The 17,450-nt window shown below is 31.3% G+C and carries 17 protein-coding genes; 6 read left to right on the top strand and 11 right to left on the bottom strand.

What is annotated here, in order from left to right; all coding sequences use genetic code 11:
• Positions 1-651, bottom strand: coding sequence for a hypothetical protein (locus NH341_RS03225; RefSeq protein ID WP_159488597.1), 651 nt, complete (start codon positions 649-651; stop codon positions 1-3).
• Positions 652-856: 205 nt separating this feature from the next.
• Here NH341_RS03225 and NH341_RS03220 point away from each other — a divergent pair, with 205 nt between their 5' ends.
• On the top strand, positions 857-1,855 hold the full coding sequence (locus tag NH341_RS03220; RefSeq protein WP_239178201.1) for a phytanoyl-CoA dioxygenase: 999 nt from the start codon (positions 857-859) through the stop codon (positions 1,853-1,855).
• A 77-nt stretch (positions 1,856-1,932) separates the two neighbouring features.
• On the opposite strand, the gene NH341_RS03215 is transcribed toward NH341_RS03220, so the two are convergent.
• The 6 genes from NH341_RS03215 to tyrS all read right to left on the bottom strand — a co-directional run bounded on the left by NH341_RS03215 (position 1,933) and on the right by tyrS (position 7,739).
• A complete protein-coding gene (locus NH341_RS03215; protein WP_159488601.1) occupies positions 1,933-2,475 on the bottom strand; it encodes a DUF2911 domain-containing protein in 543 nt (180 codons plus the stop codon).
• Positions 2,476-2,597: 122 nt separating this feature from the next.
• A complete protein-coding gene (locus NH341_RS03210; protein ID WP_253055677.1) occupies positions 2,598-3,584 on the bottom strand; it encodes a transporter in 987 nt (328 codons plus the stop codon).
• Positions 3,547-4,578, bottom strand: coding sequence for a cytochrome-c peroxidase (locus NH341_RS03205; protein ID WP_047787870.1), 1,032 nt, complete (start codon positions 4,576-4,578; stop codon positions 3,547-3,549). Before NH341_RS03205 ends, NH341_RS03210 begins: the two co-directional genes overlap by 38 nt.
• 98 nt (positions 4,579-4,676) lie before the next feature.
• Positions 4,677-5,471, bottom strand: coding sequence for an MbnP family protein (locus NH341_RS03200; protein WP_073182234.1), 795 nt, complete (start codon positions 5,469-5,471; stop codon positions 4,677-4,679).
• A 163-nt stretch (positions 5,472-5,634) separates the two neighbouring features.
• Complete coding sequence (locus NH341_RS03195) at positions 5,635-6,003, bottom strand: hypothetical protein (protein WP_239178205.1); 369 nt, start codon at positions 6,001-6,003, stop codon at positions 5,635-5,637.
• A 431-nt stretch (positions 6,004-6,434) separates the two neighbouring features.
• The gene (gene tyrS / locus NH341_RS03190; RefSeq protein WP_047787874.1) at positions 6,435-7,739 is read right to left on the bottom strand and encodes a tyrosine--tRNA ligase; all 1,305 of its coding nucleotides are present in this window, start codon (positions 7,737-7,739) and stop codon (positions 6,435-6,437) included.
• A 62-nt stretch (positions 7,740-7,801) separates the two neighbouring features.
• Here tyrS and NH341_RS03185 point away from each other — a divergent pair, with 62 nt between their 5' ends.
• Positions 7,802-8,803: an SDR family oxidoreductase gene (locus NH341_RS03185; RefSeq protein WP_253055676.1), complete on the top strand. Its 1,002-nt coding sequence runs from the start codon at positions 7,802-7,804 to the stop codon at positions 8,801-8,803.
• 1 nt (position 8,804) lies between these two features.
• On the opposite strand, the gene NH341_RS03180 is transcribed toward NH341_RS03185, so the two are convergent.
• Genes NH341_RS03180 through NH341_RS03165 form a run of 4 tightly spaced genes read right to left on the bottom strand, consistent with a single transcriptional unit; the run spans position 8,805 to position 11,832 of the window.
• Complete coding sequence (locus NH341_RS03180) at positions 8,805-9,296, bottom strand: DUF4296 domain-containing protein (RefSeq protein WP_167712795.1); 492 nt, start codon at positions 9,294-9,296, stop codon at positions 8,805-8,807.
• The gene (locus tag NH341_RS03175) at positions 9,297-10,637 is read right to left on the bottom strand and encodes a dihydroorotase (RefSeq protein WP_253055675.1); all 1,341 of its coding nucleotides are present in this window, start codon (positions 10,635-10,637) and stop codon (positions 9,297-9,299) included. It abuts the gene before it with no gap.
• Between the two features lie 6 nt (positions 10,638-10,643).
• Complete coding sequence (locus tag NH341_RS03170) at positions 10,644-11,105, bottom strand: GNAT family N-acetyltransferase (protein ID WP_159610994.1); 462 nt, start codon at positions 11,103-11,105, stop codon at positions 10,644-10,646.
• 4 nt (positions 11,106-11,109) lie between these two features.
• On the bottom strand, positions 11,110-11,832 hold the full coding sequence (locus NH341_RS03165) for a polyprenol monophosphomannose synthase (RefSeq protein WP_073182240.1): 723 nt from the start codon (positions 11,830-11,832) through the stop codon (positions 11,110-11,112).
• A 78-nt stretch (positions 11,833-11,910) separates the two neighbouring features.
• Between NH341_RS03165 and NH341_RS03160 the strand changes: the two genes are divergently transcribed.
• The 4 genes from NH341_RS03160 to NH341_RS03145 all read left to right on the top strand — a co-directional run bounded on the left by NH341_RS03160 (position 11,911) and on the right by NH341_RS03145 (position 17,439).
• Positions 11,911-12,549, top strand: a complete 639-nt coding sequence (locus NH341_RS03160) for a DUF4271 domain-containing protein (RefSeq protein ID WP_073182241.1) — start codon at positions 11,911-11,913, stop codon at positions 12,547-12,549.
• Positions 12,550-12,563: 14 nt separating this feature from the next.
• Positions 12,564-13,310 (top strand): uroporphyrinogen-III synthase, encoded by a 747-nt coding sequence (locus NH341_RS03155; RefSeq protein WP_047787881.1) that lies wholly within the window; start codon positions 12,564-12,566, stop codon positions 13,308-13,310.
• Between the two features lie 111 nt (positions 13,311-13,421).
• Positions 13,422-14,123 carry a DUF2064 domain-containing protein gene (locus tag NH341_RS03150; RefSeq protein WP_239178209.1) on the top strand — a complete coding sequence of 234 codons (702 nt, stop codon included), beginning with the start codon at positions 13,422-13,424 and terminating at the stop codon, positions 14,121-14,123.
• A 100-nt stretch (positions 14,124-14,223) separates the two neighbouring features.
• Positions 14,224-17,439 (top strand): SusC/RagA family TonB-linked outer membrane protein, encoded by a 3,216-nt coding sequence (locus NH341_RS03145; protein ID WP_253055674.1) that lies wholly within the window; start codon positions 14,224-14,226, stop codon positions 17,437-17,439.
• The last annotated feature ends 11 nt before the right edge of the window (positions 17,440-17,450 follow it).

Here is a 17,450-nt window from a genome sequence, read left to right as displayed (position 1 = left end):
TTATCCTAATGATGTATCTGTTAAAATTACTTTTAATGTTCCGCCACGTTCCGATCGCTGAATGTTACATATCCTTTCTTTTTGAGGTGGTCCATAAGGTAATGTAGGGCATGGTTTATCGCCTTTTAATTGAATACAATCGGTGCAGTTTACAGGAAACACTCCTGGATTACCTGAGTTTTTCCGTAACTTTTTATTATAAATTCTACTAATAGGTGTTTTATTTGGTCCGTAATTCCACCCCCCATCCTTGTCTACCTCCATGGCAATAAAGCTATTTATTCCATTAACACAGCTTATATCAAAAGCTTCAGCACATGAGGTATTTGGGTTTAATGTAAACTCTGCAATACTCGTTCCTTGTGCTCCGTGGTTAAAGTCTGCTCCTTTTACAGGACACTGTGGTTCTATATAAAAACAAATATTTCCACTAAAACATTCTCCTTTCGGATCAAACTCTTTAGTATCCTTAGCTCCTAATTCAAATTTTCCCATGAGTTTATTCACTTTGGTTAAAAAACTAAAATCTGACACTCCAACAGGAGATGGACAGCATTTATTAGCAGCATTTGATGCTGCAAAAGTTACGTAAACCTCTACTGGTTTTGAGGTTTGATTTGTAACGGATAGCGTTGTGTAATTTGTAGACATTTTTTAAAGTTTAAAGTTAATTGTAAACGTATTGGTAAAATACTTTCTGGAAGATATTAATTGTATGTTTATAAACGTTTTAAAATGTCTTTACTGATTGTTTTTGAGTAATGAGCGATTTAATTTAAGTTTCAAAAAAGCTTGGTGTAGCTAGCCTTACTTGGCTATATTTTTATAATTTAGGAAACTTAACAACTAACCTACTATGAACGAAAATATAACGGCTTTAGATATTAAAGAAAAAGTATCTACTTTACTTAAAGACTCTATTGAACAATCTGAAATTGAAAATTTAATAAACGAAATACATACTTACTTTAAAGAATTAACTCAGCTCACTGGATTTGACAATCATATAGAGCACTTAGCAGCTATAACAACTTCAAAAGGAAAGGCTTTAGGATTAAACCATGCTGCACAGTGTTTGTTAGATTATAAACGAACTGTGAAGTTTTTAAAAGCTATGGTGATGGCGATTAAAGAAAAACAACAAGACCATCCTAATGAAACAATTCATATTTTTTATGCTGGTTGTGGACCTTATGCTCCGTTTGTTACTCTAATTGCTCCGCTTTTTAGTCCTGAAGAAATACAGTTTTCTTTACTAGAAATTAATGATAAGTCTTTAAAATATGCGAAAATCCTTATTCAAAAATTAGAACTTACCAATTATGTAACGAACTATTATACTGCAGACGCTGTTACTTTTAAAATACCTGAACCTGAAAAGTTTCATATACTCTTTAGTGAAACATTGGATGCTTTGTTGTACAGAGAGTGTTATGTTCCTATTTTATTTAATCTACTACCTCAACTATCAGAAGATATTGCTGTAATTCCAGAAAATGTTTTGATAAAAATGAGCTTATCGGTTAATTCAATTACAGATTCTAAACATATAACTGAAGAAATTGACACCATTATAAATGTTAGAGAGGTTATTTCATTAAACAAATCTGATATTATTTCTACTCAACTACCCGATAAAAAAGTAGCTGTAAAATCATTAAATATAGAACAGTACAATTACTTACTATTAGACACATTGGTGCATATTTATGATAATATCTGGCTAACAAGAAACGAGTCTTCTTTAACAATTCCTCTTGAAATGGGAATTGAACATCCTTTCCTATTTAATTCAATTGTTTACACTTACCAAATGCATCCAGATATTGAGCTAAAATACAAACTAGAGCAATAATATTTCTTAGATTATTTTAAACAAAAAAAGCATAACTAATTTGGTTATGCTTTTCTTATTTCTGAAATTTCTTTTGCTTATCCTTTTATAGGAACAGTAACAATAACGTTGTCCCAACCAATGTACATGTTAAATGTATCATCTTCTCCTTCAAAAACAATTGAAAAAGCTTCAATTGTTTCGTCCGACTTAGAAGTAGGAGCAGTAACTCTAGCTACATCTTCACTTTCGTTATAAAAGTAAGACCCCCAAACATTTTTAGCTGTATTTAAAATAAGAGTCCATTCTTTTTCCCCTGGAATTGTAAATAAGGTATAGGTTCCTGCTTTTACTTTTTTACCTCCAAAAGTTATATCTTTATAAAATGTAATTTCAGCTGCTTCATTCGCTCCTGTTCTCCATACTTTTCCCATAGGAGCTAGTTTTGCTAACGATCTTCCTTTTAATTGTGGACGGCTATAAACAACTTTTACTTTTTTATCTGAAATTCTATAACTACTAGGAAAAGCAGCTGCATCCATTGGACTTTTATCTAAATTCGCAAATTTTTGAGCTGTTACTTCGTTTGAAAAAACTAAAGCTACAGCGAGCACGATAATTGATAAAATTGATTTTTTCATGTTCTTATTTTTAATTATTAATTGAGGGTTTTGTCATCAAATTTAAGAATCCTTACGTAAAATTCACTCTTTTTTTAAAACAATCCTATTTTTTGACTCTAAACAAGCAAAGAATAATTTTCTTAAAAATTGTAATTCAAGTAAATAGATGTTCTATATTCTACTTCTATAGTTCCTTGTGCTAAATTTTGCTGTATTGGATACATTGCTAAGGCTCCTACTGTTAATTTTTTTGCATTATACTCGGCACCTAAGCTAGAAAACAATGCATGACCTTCAGTATTTTTAACTTTTAATCCAATCATTTTATTACTTTCATAGAATTCTCCTGAAACTCCTATTGAAGGCACAAAACTATTTTGCTTACTATCTTTAAAAGCATAAAAGAAAGTACTATTGAAATTAAATTGATTTCCAAATCGATATTCTTCTTTATTTGTAGTTTTTATGTAATAATTAAGATAATTTGTAACTCCAAAATTATTTCTCTTAAATACGTACTGAAGGTTCGTTATTACATCAATACTTCCTGTTCCTAATTGAAAACTAGGGTTTATTGAATTATTAATTGCTTCGTTGTAAGTTCCTGTTGGTAACTTTAACCCTCCACCAACTTTTAATAAATGATTAGAAGATATAACCTTATCTTTTTCTTCTTTATAACTTCCTGTATTTTTATTTAAAACGGTATAATTAATTAAAAAAGATATATCTCCTAAACCTTCAATAGCTGTTGTTTTATCAACATAGTCTCTTGAATGAAAATGAAAAGGAACAAAAATTTGGGCTTCTAAATACTCTTTAATAATTGGAATTCGAGACCAAACTTGTACTGTATTAAAATACTCATTTATAATTGGAGAGTTGTTAAAAATCCCATCTTTTGATTGGTATTTTTGGTGTAAATAACGTACACCAACAAAATTATTATCTATTATTCCTCCCATTCCTAAACTACCTCCGCTGTTACTACAACCACAAGCATCACAGTCTAAAAATAGCTCATATCGCTTAGGGAATGTGTCCGCTTGTATTTGTCCTGAAATTAATAATACTAATATGAGTAGTACTTTATTCGGCAAATCTTTTATCTGTGATAAATTCTTCATCTGTTAATGTTTTTAAAAAGGCTATAATGTTTTCTTTTTCTTGCTCGTTTAATGCTATTCCGATTGTTCCATTCTCATTTTTAAGAATTGGATCTAGGTTTTGGGTTTCTTGAACTCCTGTTGCATAAAAATTCAATACCGATTTTAAAGACCCAAATCGACCGTCATGCATATACGGAGCAGTAAGTTCAATATTTCTTAGACTAGGCACTTTAAACTTGTATTTATCTTCTTCTAATAAGGTAACCGTCATTCTTCCTAAATCGTTAATTTCTGGGTTTATTGGTAAACCATTATTTCTAAAAGCATCATCTGTAAACAAGTCAGATGTATGACAAGAAGCACATTTTGATTTAAAAAGCTCTAATCCTTTTTTTTCTTGCTCAGAAAACTCTCCTCCTTTTTCCACTCGAACATATTTATCGTACTTTGAATTGGCTGAAACCATCATTAACATAAATTGAGACATCGCCTTAAACGTGTTGTCAGCATTGATTTCTCCATCTTCAAAAGCTTGACTAAACAATTTTCGGTAAGCTGCATCTTGTTGTAGTTTTTCCAAAATATTGGTTACTGTTTCGTCCATTTCAACGGGATTGGTAATTGGTATTATTGGAAATATATCTAAGTGAAAAGCAGCTCCATCCCATGAAAACTGTTTTTGGAAAGCCATATTTTGAATTGGAGGCGTATTTCTAGTCCCTACTCTATCTTCTACACCGTGACTTAATTGATGTCCATGGTGTGTAAACGCAAACTTTTGCTGATGACAAAAAGCACAAGAAACTACTCCGTCTGACGATAGTTTTCCTTCATAAAAAAGCTTTTTCCCTAACTCAAATCCCTTTTCTGTAATTGGGTTTGAGCTTAAATTATAATGAGGTTCAGGAAAGTTGCTCGGTTGTTCAAAAGCTAATTCAACATTAGTATACACATCTTCCTGCTTACAACTAAAAAAAGAACATACTAGCAAGACAATCATTATTTTTTTCATTACATACGGTATTAATAGCTAATTTTTTTCAATTAGCCTATTACACTTAAAAGAATAGAGTGAACTTTCACCCTATTCTTTTTGATTAGATGTGTTAATTAATGATGGTTTGTATGATGTACATGGTGAACCATGAACATCTCAGTATAGTTTTCTGCTATGGTAGCTGCTTTATCTCCCCCCATAATAGTTGCACCTTCTGAAAGTTTAATTTTAGATTTACCATCTAACATTGTATTGGCATCTACTTTAATATGCAACTGTGGCGATTGTTCTTTACTCACAATAGCAGCATCCATAGGTAATTCTACTTCCTTATATAAATCTACTGTTGTTCCTCTACTTGCAATATGAAGCATATATTGTTTTTCATCACTAGTAGTGTTTTCTTTGTAATTTCCTTCTAAAACCACAAACTTATAACCCGCTTGCCAACTCCAAGTTAAATTGTATTTTTCTGCTAAAGTCCAAAAGTCTTGCTGAACAGCTTGTCCTTCTTTAAATCGTTCTTGATCTACACCAATTCCGAATTTAACTTTTGTATACTTTCCTGCTGGTACGTCTTTAAGTGATATTTGAATTTTCTTAGGTTTGTCTCCTCCTCCTTCACTAATTATAAAGTAACTTTCTTCTTTAGGGTATACAAATTCTTCTCCTTCTTCTGTTACAAGCACAAAGTTACTTACGATATAATCGAAAGAATTTACAGTTAATACTTCTCCATTTCCATTCGTGTATGTTGAAGTCCCTAATAAAAGCTTGTCTTCAGCAAAACCGTTATCGAATTCTATTACTACTTCGTTTTTTCCTTCTAATTTATCATTAATTATTTCATCGTCACTACATGAAGTGAACACCATAGCAAAAGCTATGATAGCTAATATTTTTTTCATCTTTTAATTTTTATATACTACAGTACTTCTTTAACAATGCTGAGCATCATTAAAGTTTTTGCCTGTAAATTGTGTTTTAATCTTGTTTTTATTTTACAATAGTCTACTCTTTTGATTACGTTATTTGTAACCAATTAGTAGTAATTTTAGCCAATTATGAAGATTAAATAATAGGAGGATGAAATACTTCTTTATTAAATAAGTAGTGATAGTTTTTTTTATAAGAAAATGTTCCTTTCTCTTTTACAAACTGTTTTTCTTCTAAATTTATATTAAGAATAGAAACAAACCCAATAGGATATTCTTCCATCGAGATTCGTAGCGATTTAAAGTCGTCGTCTTGTTGTTTTTCAAGCTCCATCATTAACTGACACTTACCGTTACAGTTTAATTCTGGCTTATCTTTATTAATACATAAAACTTTTGATATGTAATCATAATTTATTGCATACTCAACAAAAGGAGCTATTGGGCGCAACATGGCTATCATGTAGAGTGCAACAAAAAAATATATGCTTAGTTTTTTTATCAAAAAAAGGACTTTTTTCTCACGCAAAGATACGATTATCCCTACTTATAATCAATAATAAAAATACATGTTTTTTGTTTTATTTTAATTTGTTCTAAATAAAAAACTTATCTTTGCAAAGATTTTATTGAAGAATAATGATTGTTTTTTATACTGAAACCAAGAAAGTTACCTCTAAAGCTTCTATTAAGAGACTAGAAAAAGTTACTTTTTGCAGCTCCGCATGTACAAGTAATTGTATTAAGCCTAAAAGTAAATGCTGTAACAAATATCAAAAGAAAGGTGTTAATTGTAAAAGGTGCCCTTTAACATTTGATTTAAAAGCAGTTTCGTAATTAACAACTATTTTCTCACGTTTGTTTATATATTATAAACAAAAGCCCTTAAAAGAAATTTCTTTTAAGGGCTTTTTTAGTTTTTGCCTACGATTTTCTTTATGCTACCTTTAATAAAAAGTAATTTTTCTTACCTCTTTGTAATAACACGTATTTATCAGCAATAAGGTCTTTTGAAGTGATAACAAAGTCTTCACTTACTTTTTCTTTATTTACTGATATTGAATTCTCTTTTAAAGCTCTTCTTGCATCACCGTTTGATTTTAAGAATCCAGTTTTAGCGGCTAAGGCTGCAATCATATCTAAGCCTTCAGCTATGTCCTCCGACGTTACCTCAGCTTGCGGTACACCATCAAACACATCTAAAAAGGTTTGTTCATCTAAATTCTTTAAGTCGTCAGCTGTTGACTTTCCAAATAAAATATTTGAAGCAGCAATCGCTTTATCTAACTCTTCTTTAGAATGTACGAAAATTGTTACTTCTTCAGCTAACTTCTTTTGTAATGCTCTTTGGTGTGGTGCTTCTTTATGTTCAGCAATTAAAGCATCAATAGTTTCTTTATCTAAAAACGTAAATATTTTAATATACTTTTCAGCATCTTCATCCGAAGTATTTAGCCAAAATTGGTAAAACTTGTAAACTGACGTTTTATCTGCATCTAACCAAACATTTCCTCCTTCAGACTTTCCAAATTTAGAACCGTCAGCTTTTGTTATTAATGGGCAAGTAGCTGCAAATGCTTTTGCATCCTCTCCTGGTGTCATTCTACGGACTAGTTCAGTACCTGTGGTAATATTACCCCATTGGTCAGAACCTCCCATTTGTAATTTACAGTTTAAGGTTTTATATAAGTGATAGAAATCATACCCTTGAATTAATTGATACGTAAACTCTGTAAAACTCATCCCGTTACCCGCTTCTCCTGTAATACGTTTTTTTACAGAATCTTTTGCCATCATGTAGTTTACAGTGATTCTCTTACCAACATCACGTACAAATTCGATAAATGAAAAGTCCTTCATCCAATCGTAATTGTTTACTAATAAAGGAGAATTTTTAGCTCCGTTATCAAAGTCTAAAAAGCGACCTAATGTTCTTTTTAAACCTGCTACGTTTTTAGCTAAAGCCTCTTCATTTAATAAATTACGCTCATCTGATTTTCCTGTTGGATCACCGATCATACCTGTTGCACCTCCTACTAAAGCTACTGGCTGATGCCCTGCTTTTTCAATGTGAACTAGTAAAATAATTGGAACTAAACTACCAATGTGTAACGAATCTGCAGTTGGATCAAAGCCAATATAAACCGACGTCATTTCTTTTTGAAGTTGTTCTTCGGTTCCTGGCATAATGTCGTGAATCATTCCACGCCATTGTAATTCTTCTACTAAATTCTTGGTCATTTTATTCTATTTTTAAAGAAGCAAAGATAAGTTTATCAACCAAAATAAACTAAATTCGCTTTATGATTTTAGTTACAGGAGGAACAGGTTTAGTAGGCTCACATTTATTATATCATTTAAGCCAAAAAAACGACAAGATTCGAGCTATTTTTAGAACTGAAGAAAAGCGTGAATATGTTAAGAAAATCTTTTCTTTTTATACAGATAATGTGCAACAGTATTTTTCTAAAATTGAGTGGATACAAGCTGACATTACTGATATTCCTTCCCTAGAACCTGTATTTGATAACATCACACAGGTTTATCATTGTGCTGCATTGGTTTCTTTTAACCCAAAAGATTATAGAAAAATGCGTCAGGTAAACATTGAAGGAACTGCCAACTTAATCAACTTTGCTATTGATGCTAACGTAGATAAATTCTGTTTTGTAAGTTCCATCGCTGCGGTTGGTAATGCTATTAATGGTAAGCCAATTAACGAAGAAAACGAATGGCTTGATAGTGATGAAAATCATGGATATGCAATTACCAAGTATGGTGCTGAAATGGAGGTTTGGAGAGGTAGCCAAGAAGACTTAAATGTTGTAATTGTGAATCCTGGTGTAATTTTAGGAGGAGGTTTTTGGAATGAAGGCTCTGGTAAAATGTTTACTCAAATAAGTAATGGATTTAACTTTTACACTGAAGGTGTTACTGGCTTTGTTGGAGTAAATGATGTGGTGAAGGCTATGATAGATCTAATGAATTCTAACATAAAAAATGAACGTTTTATTCTTGTTTCAGAAAACAAATCGTTTAAAGATGTTTTATTTAGTATTGCTGATAACCTAAATAAAAAAAGACCTTCAAAAAAAGTAGGACAGTTTGTTACCTCAATATTTTGGAAAATCGACTGGCTTTTAACAAAGCTTACTGGTAAGGAACCTTTACTAACTAAAAACTCTGCAAAATCTGCTCACAACAAATCGTTCTATACTTCTAAAAAAATTATAGAACAACTTGATTTTGATTTTGAACCAGTGAATGATGTAATTGCTAGAGTTTCTAAAGAGTTTAAAAAGTAAGTTACTTAATTTTCTTTAAGTCCTTTTTTTCAAACTCTCTATCTTCTCTTTTTATTAATTCTTTAGGAAGGTCATTCAATAATAGTTCTTTATCTAAAACTGTATCTCTTTTTAATTTTCCTTCCTTTTTAATTCCTTTTATTGAATCTTGAACCTCTTGCTTTTTTCTATATAAAACGTCTAATGAATCAATGTTCTTTTTTACTTTATTTAAAATTTCAGTATACTCATCAACCATAGAAGTGTAATATGTATTACTAGCATCAAAGCGAGTACTATCAATTCTATACTTTTCGTATACCAAAAACATATAGTTTTTTTCTCTCTTTAAAAACTTATTTTTTTGATTTTTGGCAGAAGAAGCAATATACATATCGGTTAATAACGAAATCATAGAATCTTTCGGAATTAAGTTGTCAGGCTTTTTGTATATCGTATTACTGGTACAAGACACCAAAAACAAACCAATACATATGTAAAAAAAAGACTTCATTTATCTGTTAAATAATAATCGTTTCCCTTTAATTTCTTCGTTAAAAATTCCCTCGTTATACATTAAGTTTCCGTTTACAAAAGTATGTGTTATTTGATTTGAAAACTCAACTCCTTCAAACGGAGACCATCCGCATTTATACAATACGTTTTCTTTATCAACCGTCCATTTCTTATCTACATCAACTAAAACCAAGTCAGCATAAAAACCTTCTTTTATAAATCCTCTTTTTTCAACTTTGAAGATTTTCGCTGGATTGTGGCTCATCTTTTCTACTGCTTTTTCTATTGGCAACACTCCTTCTTTCACCTTTTCTAAAATAGCTGGAACTGCATGCTGTACTAATGGACCTCCACTAGGTGCCTTTGTATAAACATTATCCTTTTCTTCTAAGGTATGCGGTGCATGGTCGGTTGCAATAATATCAATCTTATCATCTAACAAAGCTTTCCATAAACCATCTTTGTCTTTTTGAGTTTTTACTGCAGGATTCCACTTAATATGTGTTCCTTTTTTATCATAATCAGCATCGGTAAACCATAAGTGATGTACACAAACCTCTGCCGTAATTTGTTTTTCCTCTAGCGGAATATCATTTCGGAATAAGTGCGTTTCTTTTTCTGTAGATAAGTGGAAAATATGTAAACGTGCTCCTGTTTTCTTTGCTAATTCAATTGCTTTTGAAGATGATAAATAACAAGCTTCTTCACTACGAATTAACGGATGGTATTTTACAGGAATATCATCACCGTATTTTGCTTTGTATTCTTCTGTATTTTTTCTAATGGTAGCTTCATCTTCACAATGCACAGAGATTAACATTTTAGTTGACGAAAATATTTTCTCTAATACTTCTTCATTATCAACTAACATATTTCCTGTTGAAGAACCTAAGAATAGTTTGATTCCCGCAACGTCTTTTGGATTCGTTTTTAACAACTCTTCTAAATTGTCATTAGTTCCTCCAAACATAAAAGAATAGTTAGCATACGATGTTTTACTTGCAATATCAAACTTGTCTGCTAATAATTCTTGAGTTGTTGCTTGAGGTACTGTATTTGGCATTTCAATAAAAGAAGTAATTCCTCCTGCAATTGCAGCCTTACTTTCTGTAGCTATATTTGCTTTGTGTGTTAAACCTGGCTCACGAAAATGCACTTGGTCATCAATCATACCAGGAATTAAAAACTTTCCTTCTGCATCAACCATTAATACATCACCTGTAGGAATTATGTTTTCTCCTATTTCCTTAATAAATTCTCCTTCTATTAAAACATCGCCTTTAAAAACCTTGTTTTCGTTAACGATTTGTGCGTTTTTAATTAAATATGATTGTTTCATTTTCTACTAAATTTCCATTTTCATGTTAATCAAACTTTTGTTAAAACCAAAGCGTTCGTACGCCTTTATTGCTGATAAATTGTCGTTGTAAACATCAAGTCTTAACTCTCGTATTTCTTTGCTTTTTGCCCAATTTTTTAACGAATTCAAAATTAAAGCACTTATTTTTTTACCTCTAAAATTAGGTTTTACATATATAAAACCAATATATCCATTATGTTCATTTTTACGATAACTTCTAGATTTTTCTATTCTGAGATAACCTGACCCCACAATTTCATCTCCAGATACTGCCACAATTAAATGTACATTGTCAGCAAAAATCATTTCTTTCAGATTATAGTAACTAATTTTTCCTTCCTTCAGTGATGAATCAAAAGGTCTTTCAGCTTCTATTACACCCTGTTCAAACCCTAACAAGATTTCTAAATCTTCTTTTTTTGCTTCTCTTGTCGTAATTGTGGTCATTCTCCTATTTCGGTAATCCGTTAATTCTCATTTTTATCACTCCAAAAACAGCTTCTTTTATTATGCCTTTACTTAATTTAGACTTTCCTAAAACTCTATCAGTAAAAATAACTGAGACTTCTTTGATATTGAATTTGTGCTTCCATGCCTTGTATTTCATTTCAATTTGAAAAGCATATCCTACAAATTTAACTTTATCTAACTTAATTGTCTCTAAAACTTTTCTTTTATAGCATACAAAACCAGCTGTCGTATCATGAATAGGCATTCTGGTTATTAACCGTACGTATTTTGATGCAAAATAAGACAATAACACTCTGCTCATTGGCCAATTAACAACATTTACCCCTACTGAATATCTTGAACCAATAGCTACATCTGCTCCATTATTAACACATTCATTGTATAATTTGATAAGATCTTTTGGATTATGTGAAAAATCAGCATCCATTTCTATAATATAATTGTATTTTTTAGAAATTGCCCATTTAAAACCATGAATATACGCAGTTCCCAATCCACTTTTCCCTTTTCTTTTTTCAATAAAAAGCTGATTAGGAAATTCTTTTTGTAACTTTTCTACAATTATTGCAGTTCCATCAGGGGAACTATCATCTACAACCAACACATGAAACACCTTTTCTTGACTAAAGGCTGCTCGAATAATAGCTTCAATGTTTTCTTTTTCATTATACGTAGGAATTATGATTAAAGCGTCTGACTTCATGTAATTTTCATATAAATCTGGGCAAAGATACATTTATTTATTACTAATTTTGTGTTAATTAAAAAAGTATAAAAACAATTGAAAGCAATAGAAAGAGTTATATATAATGATAATTGGGTTACTTTAGTTATCATACTAGCTATTGTATTATTGGCTATGATGAAGCTACTAAAACCTACTAAGTTATATGGATATACTATTGCTTTTGTAACTCCTGGTTTTTTTCATAAAAGAATGGAAGAAGGTGTTTCTTTTTTCACACCTTTTAAATTGTTACTGTTTTCTTTTTCTATAATTGTTATTTCTTTATTTTTATTTTTCACTTTAGTATCAGAAATATATTCTCATAGTTTTCTAGCTTTTTTAGGACTCTTCTTGTTTGTTTCTGTGTATTTTTCTGTTCGTTTTTTTTTAGATTATGCATTGGCAAATATTCTTGGTTTATCTAAAACCGTAAACTATTTTTTATATACAAAATCGGGTTATTTATATGTTCTTAGCATTTGGTTATTTCCCATTATCATACTGTATCAATACACTTTTACAAATAAACTTTTCTTAATTTATTCTTTCTGTATCTTGCTTGTTTTTAGGGTCTTTTTAATTTTAACAAATAATAAAAAACTTGTAATTAGTAAGTTGTTTTATTTTATTTTGTACTTTTGCACCCTTGAAATAGCACCGCTATTAATTCTTTATAAAACAACAACTACGTAATAAAGAGAAAGTTTATGAAAGTTAAAACTATTTTAGTCTCTCAACCAAAACCAAAAACAGAAACATCGCCATATTTTGACTTGGCAGAAAAGCAAAAGGTTAAGGTTGACTTTCGATCGTTTATTCATGTCGAGGGAATACCTGTAAAGGAAGTAAGAGCTCAAAAAGTTGATTTAAACAATTACACAGCCATTATACTTACCAGTAGAAATGCTGTTGATCATTTTTTTAGAATCGCTGAAGAAATGCGTTTTACTGTCCCTGATGATATGAAGTACTTCTGTCAATCTGAAGCTGTAGCCTATTATTTACAGAAATACGTTGTGTACCGTAAACGTAAAATTTATGTTGGTAATAGAACATTTCCTGAATTAACTAAATTAATCAAGAAACATAAAGACGAGAAGTTTTTACTTCCTTCTTCTGATAAATTAAAATCTTTAATTCCTGAAGAATTAGATAAATTGGGAGTTAACTGGAAACGTGCGGACTTATATAGAACTGTAGTCAGTGACTTATCTGATTTAGAAAATGTTTTTTATGATATTTTGGTATTCTTTAGTCCATCAGGGATTGATAGTTTATTTGAAAACTTTCCTGATTTCAAACAAAACAATACTCGAATAGCTGTTTTTGGAAACACTACTATTAAAGCTGTTGAAGATAGAGGTTTACGTGTAGATATTGCTGCTCCGACACCAGAAACACCTTCAATGACTATGGCTTTAGAAAAATATATTAAAGAAGCTAATAAAAAATAAATAGCCTACTTGCTTTAAAAAGCCGCTAATTTAATTAGCGGCTTTTTTTTGTAATGCAAATATATTTCTTTCGACTTTTCCATTTTATTCTAATTAATGGAAAGTCCATAAATGTCAAAACAACCCAATATAGCTATTCTTATTTTTGCAAACTCTTCTAAAAGAGAGGCTGAAAATAAGTTTTTAGAAAAAGGGGAACAGTTATTTGACTATTTAAATAAAAAGATTGTTTTTGAAGCTTCAAAAACAAACGCTCAAATATGTATTTGTAATGAAACTCACCAAATAGGAGCTACTTTTGGTCAGCGTTTTACAAACGCTATAGAAAACACTTTTGCCAAAGGGTTTCATAACATAATTGTTGTAGGAAATGACAGTCCAAATTTAAACGCTTCCCACTTACAAAAGGCTATTGACCATCTTCAAAACGACCTTCCTGTTTTAGGTCCTTCAATAGATGGAGGCATTTATTTACTCGCCATTAATCAAAAACATTTTAACAAGAAAAGTTTTGCAACACTTCCTTGGAAAACTCCTGATTTATTTAGTACGCTAAAAAAAATACTTGAAAAAAACGAACATTCTGTATCACAACTCGCATACTTAAAAGATATTGATTCAGAAAACGATTTAATCTATTTTTTAAATCGTTATTCAACGAACAGTTTCCTAAAATACCTAATTAATAAGATACTTCTCTTATTGAGAAAAAGTTTTTACAACACCTCATACACATACAGATATCAATACACCTCAGTACTTTACAACAAAGGTTCTCCTACAACTTCACAAAGAACTTCCATTTTTTCTTAAGTACAACAATATCATAACAATCATTCATTTAGTAGTAAAATGCTTCGCTTTTTATTTACTCTTTGATGATTCTCAATATGAAACAAAATTTATAAAATACATGAAACAAATCTTACTGGGGTTGTTATTATGCCTAACCACCTTTGCGAATGCTCAATATACAATTAGAGGAAAAGTAACCTCAAAAAACAATGGAACTCCCATTCCTTTTGTTAACGTAACTATCAAAAACACCACGAAAGGAACGGTTACAGATAATAGCGGCAATTACTCTTTAAAAATAAAGAGCAAAAACGATATACTAATTTTTTCTTCTATAGGCTATAAAACAGCAGAAATTAAAGTTGGGAATCAAAAGAGTATATCTATTTATTTGCAAGAAGAAAATACAGGGTTAGACGAAATAATTATTACTGCTTTAAATAAAAAAAGAGAGTCTAAAGAGCTAGGATATGCTATTCAAAGCATCCAACAGAAAGATATTTCAGAAGTTAAATCGGTAAATTTTTTAGATAATTTATCAGGAAAATTAGCGGGTGTTAACATTACCAGTGGTGGGGCTACTGGCGTTGGCTCATCTTCAAAAATCGTCATACGAGGCGAACAATCTTTCACCAATAACAATCCACTTTTTATTGTAGACGGTACCCCCATAAACAATAATACTATTTTTAATAATACTAATGAGGCAGCTGCAGGTTTTCAAGAAGCTGATTTTGGTAACGGTGCTATGGAAGTTAACACCGATGATATTGCCTCTGTTTCCGTATTAAAAGGAGCTAGTGCTGCTGCTTTATATGGTACTAGAGCTTCTAATGGAGTTATTATCATCAACACAAAAAAAGGAAGCAATGCTTTTCAAATGAGTGTTAATTCTTCTTTATTTATTGACACAGCTTTCCAACTTCCTCAGTTTCAAAACGAATACGGACAAGGAAATTCTGGACGTTTTGAATTTGTTAATGGGTTAGGTGGAGGAACTAACGACAATATTTCCTACAGTTGGGGACCAAGATTAAACCAAGGTACTTTAATTCCTCAATTTGACAGTCCAGTATCTCTACCCGATGGCACTACCGTTAGAGGAGGTGATACTGCTTTGTACAATGGATTTCCTATCACCCCCACTCCATTTATAGCACACCCTAACAACTTAATAAATTTTTATAAAACAGGTATTACAGCGATTAATAACATTGCCATAGCATCGGGATTTAACAAAGGGAATTATCGTTTGTCATTGACCGATGTTAACAGTGAATCAATTATACCAGGTGTTAATTTACATCGTAAAACAATTGCTACTAATTTGCAATTCATCCCTTCAAAAAACACTACCATTACTTCGCATGTTAATTATGTAAATAGCAATAGTGATAACAGACCTTCTAATGGATACGGATCTGAAAACGTGAATTATTCATTAGTAGCTTGGGGGCCTCGATCGTTAAACATTAACAGTTTAAAAAATTATTGGCAACCAGGATTGGAGGGTAAACAACAATATTCGTTCAACTATACTTTTTTTGACAACCCATATTTCATATTACACGAAAATAGAAATGAATTTAACAGAGACCGTGTTTTTGGTAATATTTCAGCAAAACAACAAATTACCAACAACCTAAACCTAACACTAAGAACAGGAATGGATTACTCTAGTGAAAACAGGCGTTTTTTAAGAAACTTTAGTTCCAATCGGTTTAGGAATGGTGCATATGCTGAACACAAAGTAACCTATAGAGAAATTAACACCGATTTTTTAATTAATTATACCCCTAAAGTTAATAATATTACTCTTGACATTTCCTTAGGAGGAAATCGTCTTGATCAAAAAGCTAGTACACAACAAACACAAACTACACAATTAGCACAACCCGGTATTTTTAGCTTTAACAACGCTGCTTCTCCCATTGAAACTTTTAATTTTTTATCAGAAAAAAGAATCAACAGTTTATATGGCTTAATAAAATTAGGATATAAAAATATTTTCTTTTTAGACATTACAGGTAGGAATGATTGGTCTAGCGCGCTTGCTACTCCAATTACCACCACTAATACTTCTTTCTTTTATCCTTCGGTTTCTACCAGCGTCATTTTAAGCAAATTATTTCCCCTTCCTACAACGGTTTCATTTGCTAAAATTCGTGCGAGCATTGCTCAGGTTGGTAACGACACCAATCCATATCAAACCTCAAGAACTTTTATACCCACAACAAATGTACATTCACAACCAGCATTTACAAGTCAAAATTTTATTGCCAATCCTAACTTACGCCCAGAAAAAACAACTTCTTTTGAAATAGGGGCTGATCTTCGTTTTTTTAATGATCGCTTAACTTTTGATATTACTTATTACAACGCACTTACCAAAGATCAAATTTTATCACTTCCAATTCCTATTTCATCAGGTTTTAAACAACAAGTAGTTAATGGCGGAAAAGTACGTTCTGAAGGGGTAGAGCTTGTTATAAATGCCACTCCTTTTAAAACCAATAACTTCAAATGGAATACTACTGTGAACTTTAGTAAAAATGTTGCCACCATTGAATCGTTACCTCAAAACAGTGGACGAATTACATTGGCGTATTCAAGAGTATACAACAATCCAGATCAAACAGTTTGGTTTCAAGTAGAAGAAGGCGGACGCATCGGTGATTTTTACGGAACTGGTTACTTAAAAAATGAAAAAGGTGATTTTGTCTTAACATCAGAAGGAAATTTTATTGCAGACCCTACACTTAAAAAACTAGGAAATTACAATCCTGACTTTACAATGGGACTCAACAATAGTTTTTCGTACAAAAACTGGAATTTAAACTTCCTTTTTGATTGGCGACAAGGGGGAGAATTAGTTTCAAGAACCTTAGCTTTAGCAGGAGTTGCTGGTCAGTTAAAAGAAACAACTTACCGACCAACATCGGGTATTATTCCACAAGGGGTTGTAAATACTGGTACTCCAGAAAACCCAATATACACCCCAAATACAACTGCAATAACTCCCGAAAGTTATTACAGACAATTTTACGACAGAAATCATGAAGAAAACAATGTCTATGACGCCTCTTATTTAAAGTTACGACAATTTGCCTTCAGTTATACCTTCAATTTAAAAAACAATGCCTTTGGTTTCGTTAAAAATGGAGCTGATGTAACTCTTTCTTTTATAGGTAAAAATGTATTTGCAATTAGTAACATTCCTCATTTTGATCCAGAGCAACTAGCAGTGCAGGGAAATAGAATTGTTAGTGGTGTAGAAGATATGTCGTATGCTACCACCAAAAGCTTCGGATTTAAACTAGGTGTAAACTTCTAAAAAACAATATC

The organism is Tenacibaculum sp. XPcli2-G, assembly GCF_024124505.1.
Taxonomy (GTDB): Bacteria; Bacteroidota; Bacteroidia; order Flavobacteriales; family Flavobacteriaceae; genus Polaribacter; species Polaribacter mesophilus.
This window is presented reverse-complemented; position numbering and strand designations above follow the sequence as displayed.

Bases quoted from the DNA above. Each gene is read 5' to 3' on its own strand.
- NH341_RS03225 (WP_159488597.1), bottom strand. From the start codon at position 651: ATGTCTACAAATTACACAACGCTATCCGTTACAAATCAAACCTCAAAA.
- NH341_RS03220 (WP_239178201.1), top strand. From the start codon at position 857: ATGAACGAAAATATAACGGCTTTAGATATTAAAGAAAAAGTATCTACT.
- NH341_RS03215 (WP_159488601.1), bottom strand. From the start codon at position 2,475: ATGAAAAAATCAATTTTATCAATTATCGTGCTCGCTGTAGCTTTAGTT.
- NH341_RS03210 (WP_253055677.1), bottom strand. From the start codon at position 3,584: ATGAAGAATTTATCACAGATAAAAGATTTGCCGAATAAAGTACTACTC.
- NH341_RS03205 (WP_047787870.1), bottom strand. From the start codon at position 4,578: ATGAAAAAAATAATGATTGTCTTGCTAGTATGTTCTTTTTTTAGTTGT.
- NH341_RS03200 (WP_073182234.1), bottom strand. From the start codon at position 5,471: ATGAAAAAAATATTAGCTATCATAGCTTTTGCTATGGTGTTCACTTCA.
- tyrS (WP_047787874.1), bottom strand. From the start codon at position 7,739: ATGACCAAGAATTTAGTAGAAGAATTACAATGGCGTGGAATGATTCAC.
- NH341_RS03185 (WP_253055676.1), top strand. From the start codon at position 7,802: ATGATTTTAGTTACAGGAGGAACAGGTTTAGTAGGCTCACATTTATTA.
- NH341_RS03180 (WP_167712795.1), bottom strand. From the start codon at position 9,296: ATGAAGTCTTTTTTTTACATATGTATTGGTTTGTTTTTGGTGTCTTGT.
- NH341_RS03175 (WP_253055675.1), bottom strand. From the start codon at position 10,637: ATGAAACAATCATATTTAATTAAAAACGCACAAATCGTTAACGAAAAC.
- NH341_RS03170 (WP_159610994.1), bottom strand. From the start codon at position 11,105: ATGACCACAATTACGACAAGAGAAGCAAAAAAAGAAGATTTAGAAATC.
- NH341_RS03165 (WP_073182240.1), bottom strand. From the start codon at position 11,832: ATGAAGTCAGACGCTTTAATCATAATTCCTACGTATAATGAAAAAGAA.
- NH341_RS03155 (WP_047787881.1), top strand. From the start codon at position 12,564: ATGAAAGTTAAAACTATTTTAGTCTCTCAACCAAAACCAAAAACAGAA.
- NH341_RS03150 (WP_239178209.1), top strand. From the start codon at position 13,422: ATGTCAAAACAACCCAATATAGCTATTCTTATTTTTGCAAACTCTTCT.
- NH341_RS03145 (WP_253055674.1), top strand. From the start codon at position 14,224: ATGAAACAAATCTTACTGGGGTTGTTATTATGCCTAACCACCTTTGCG.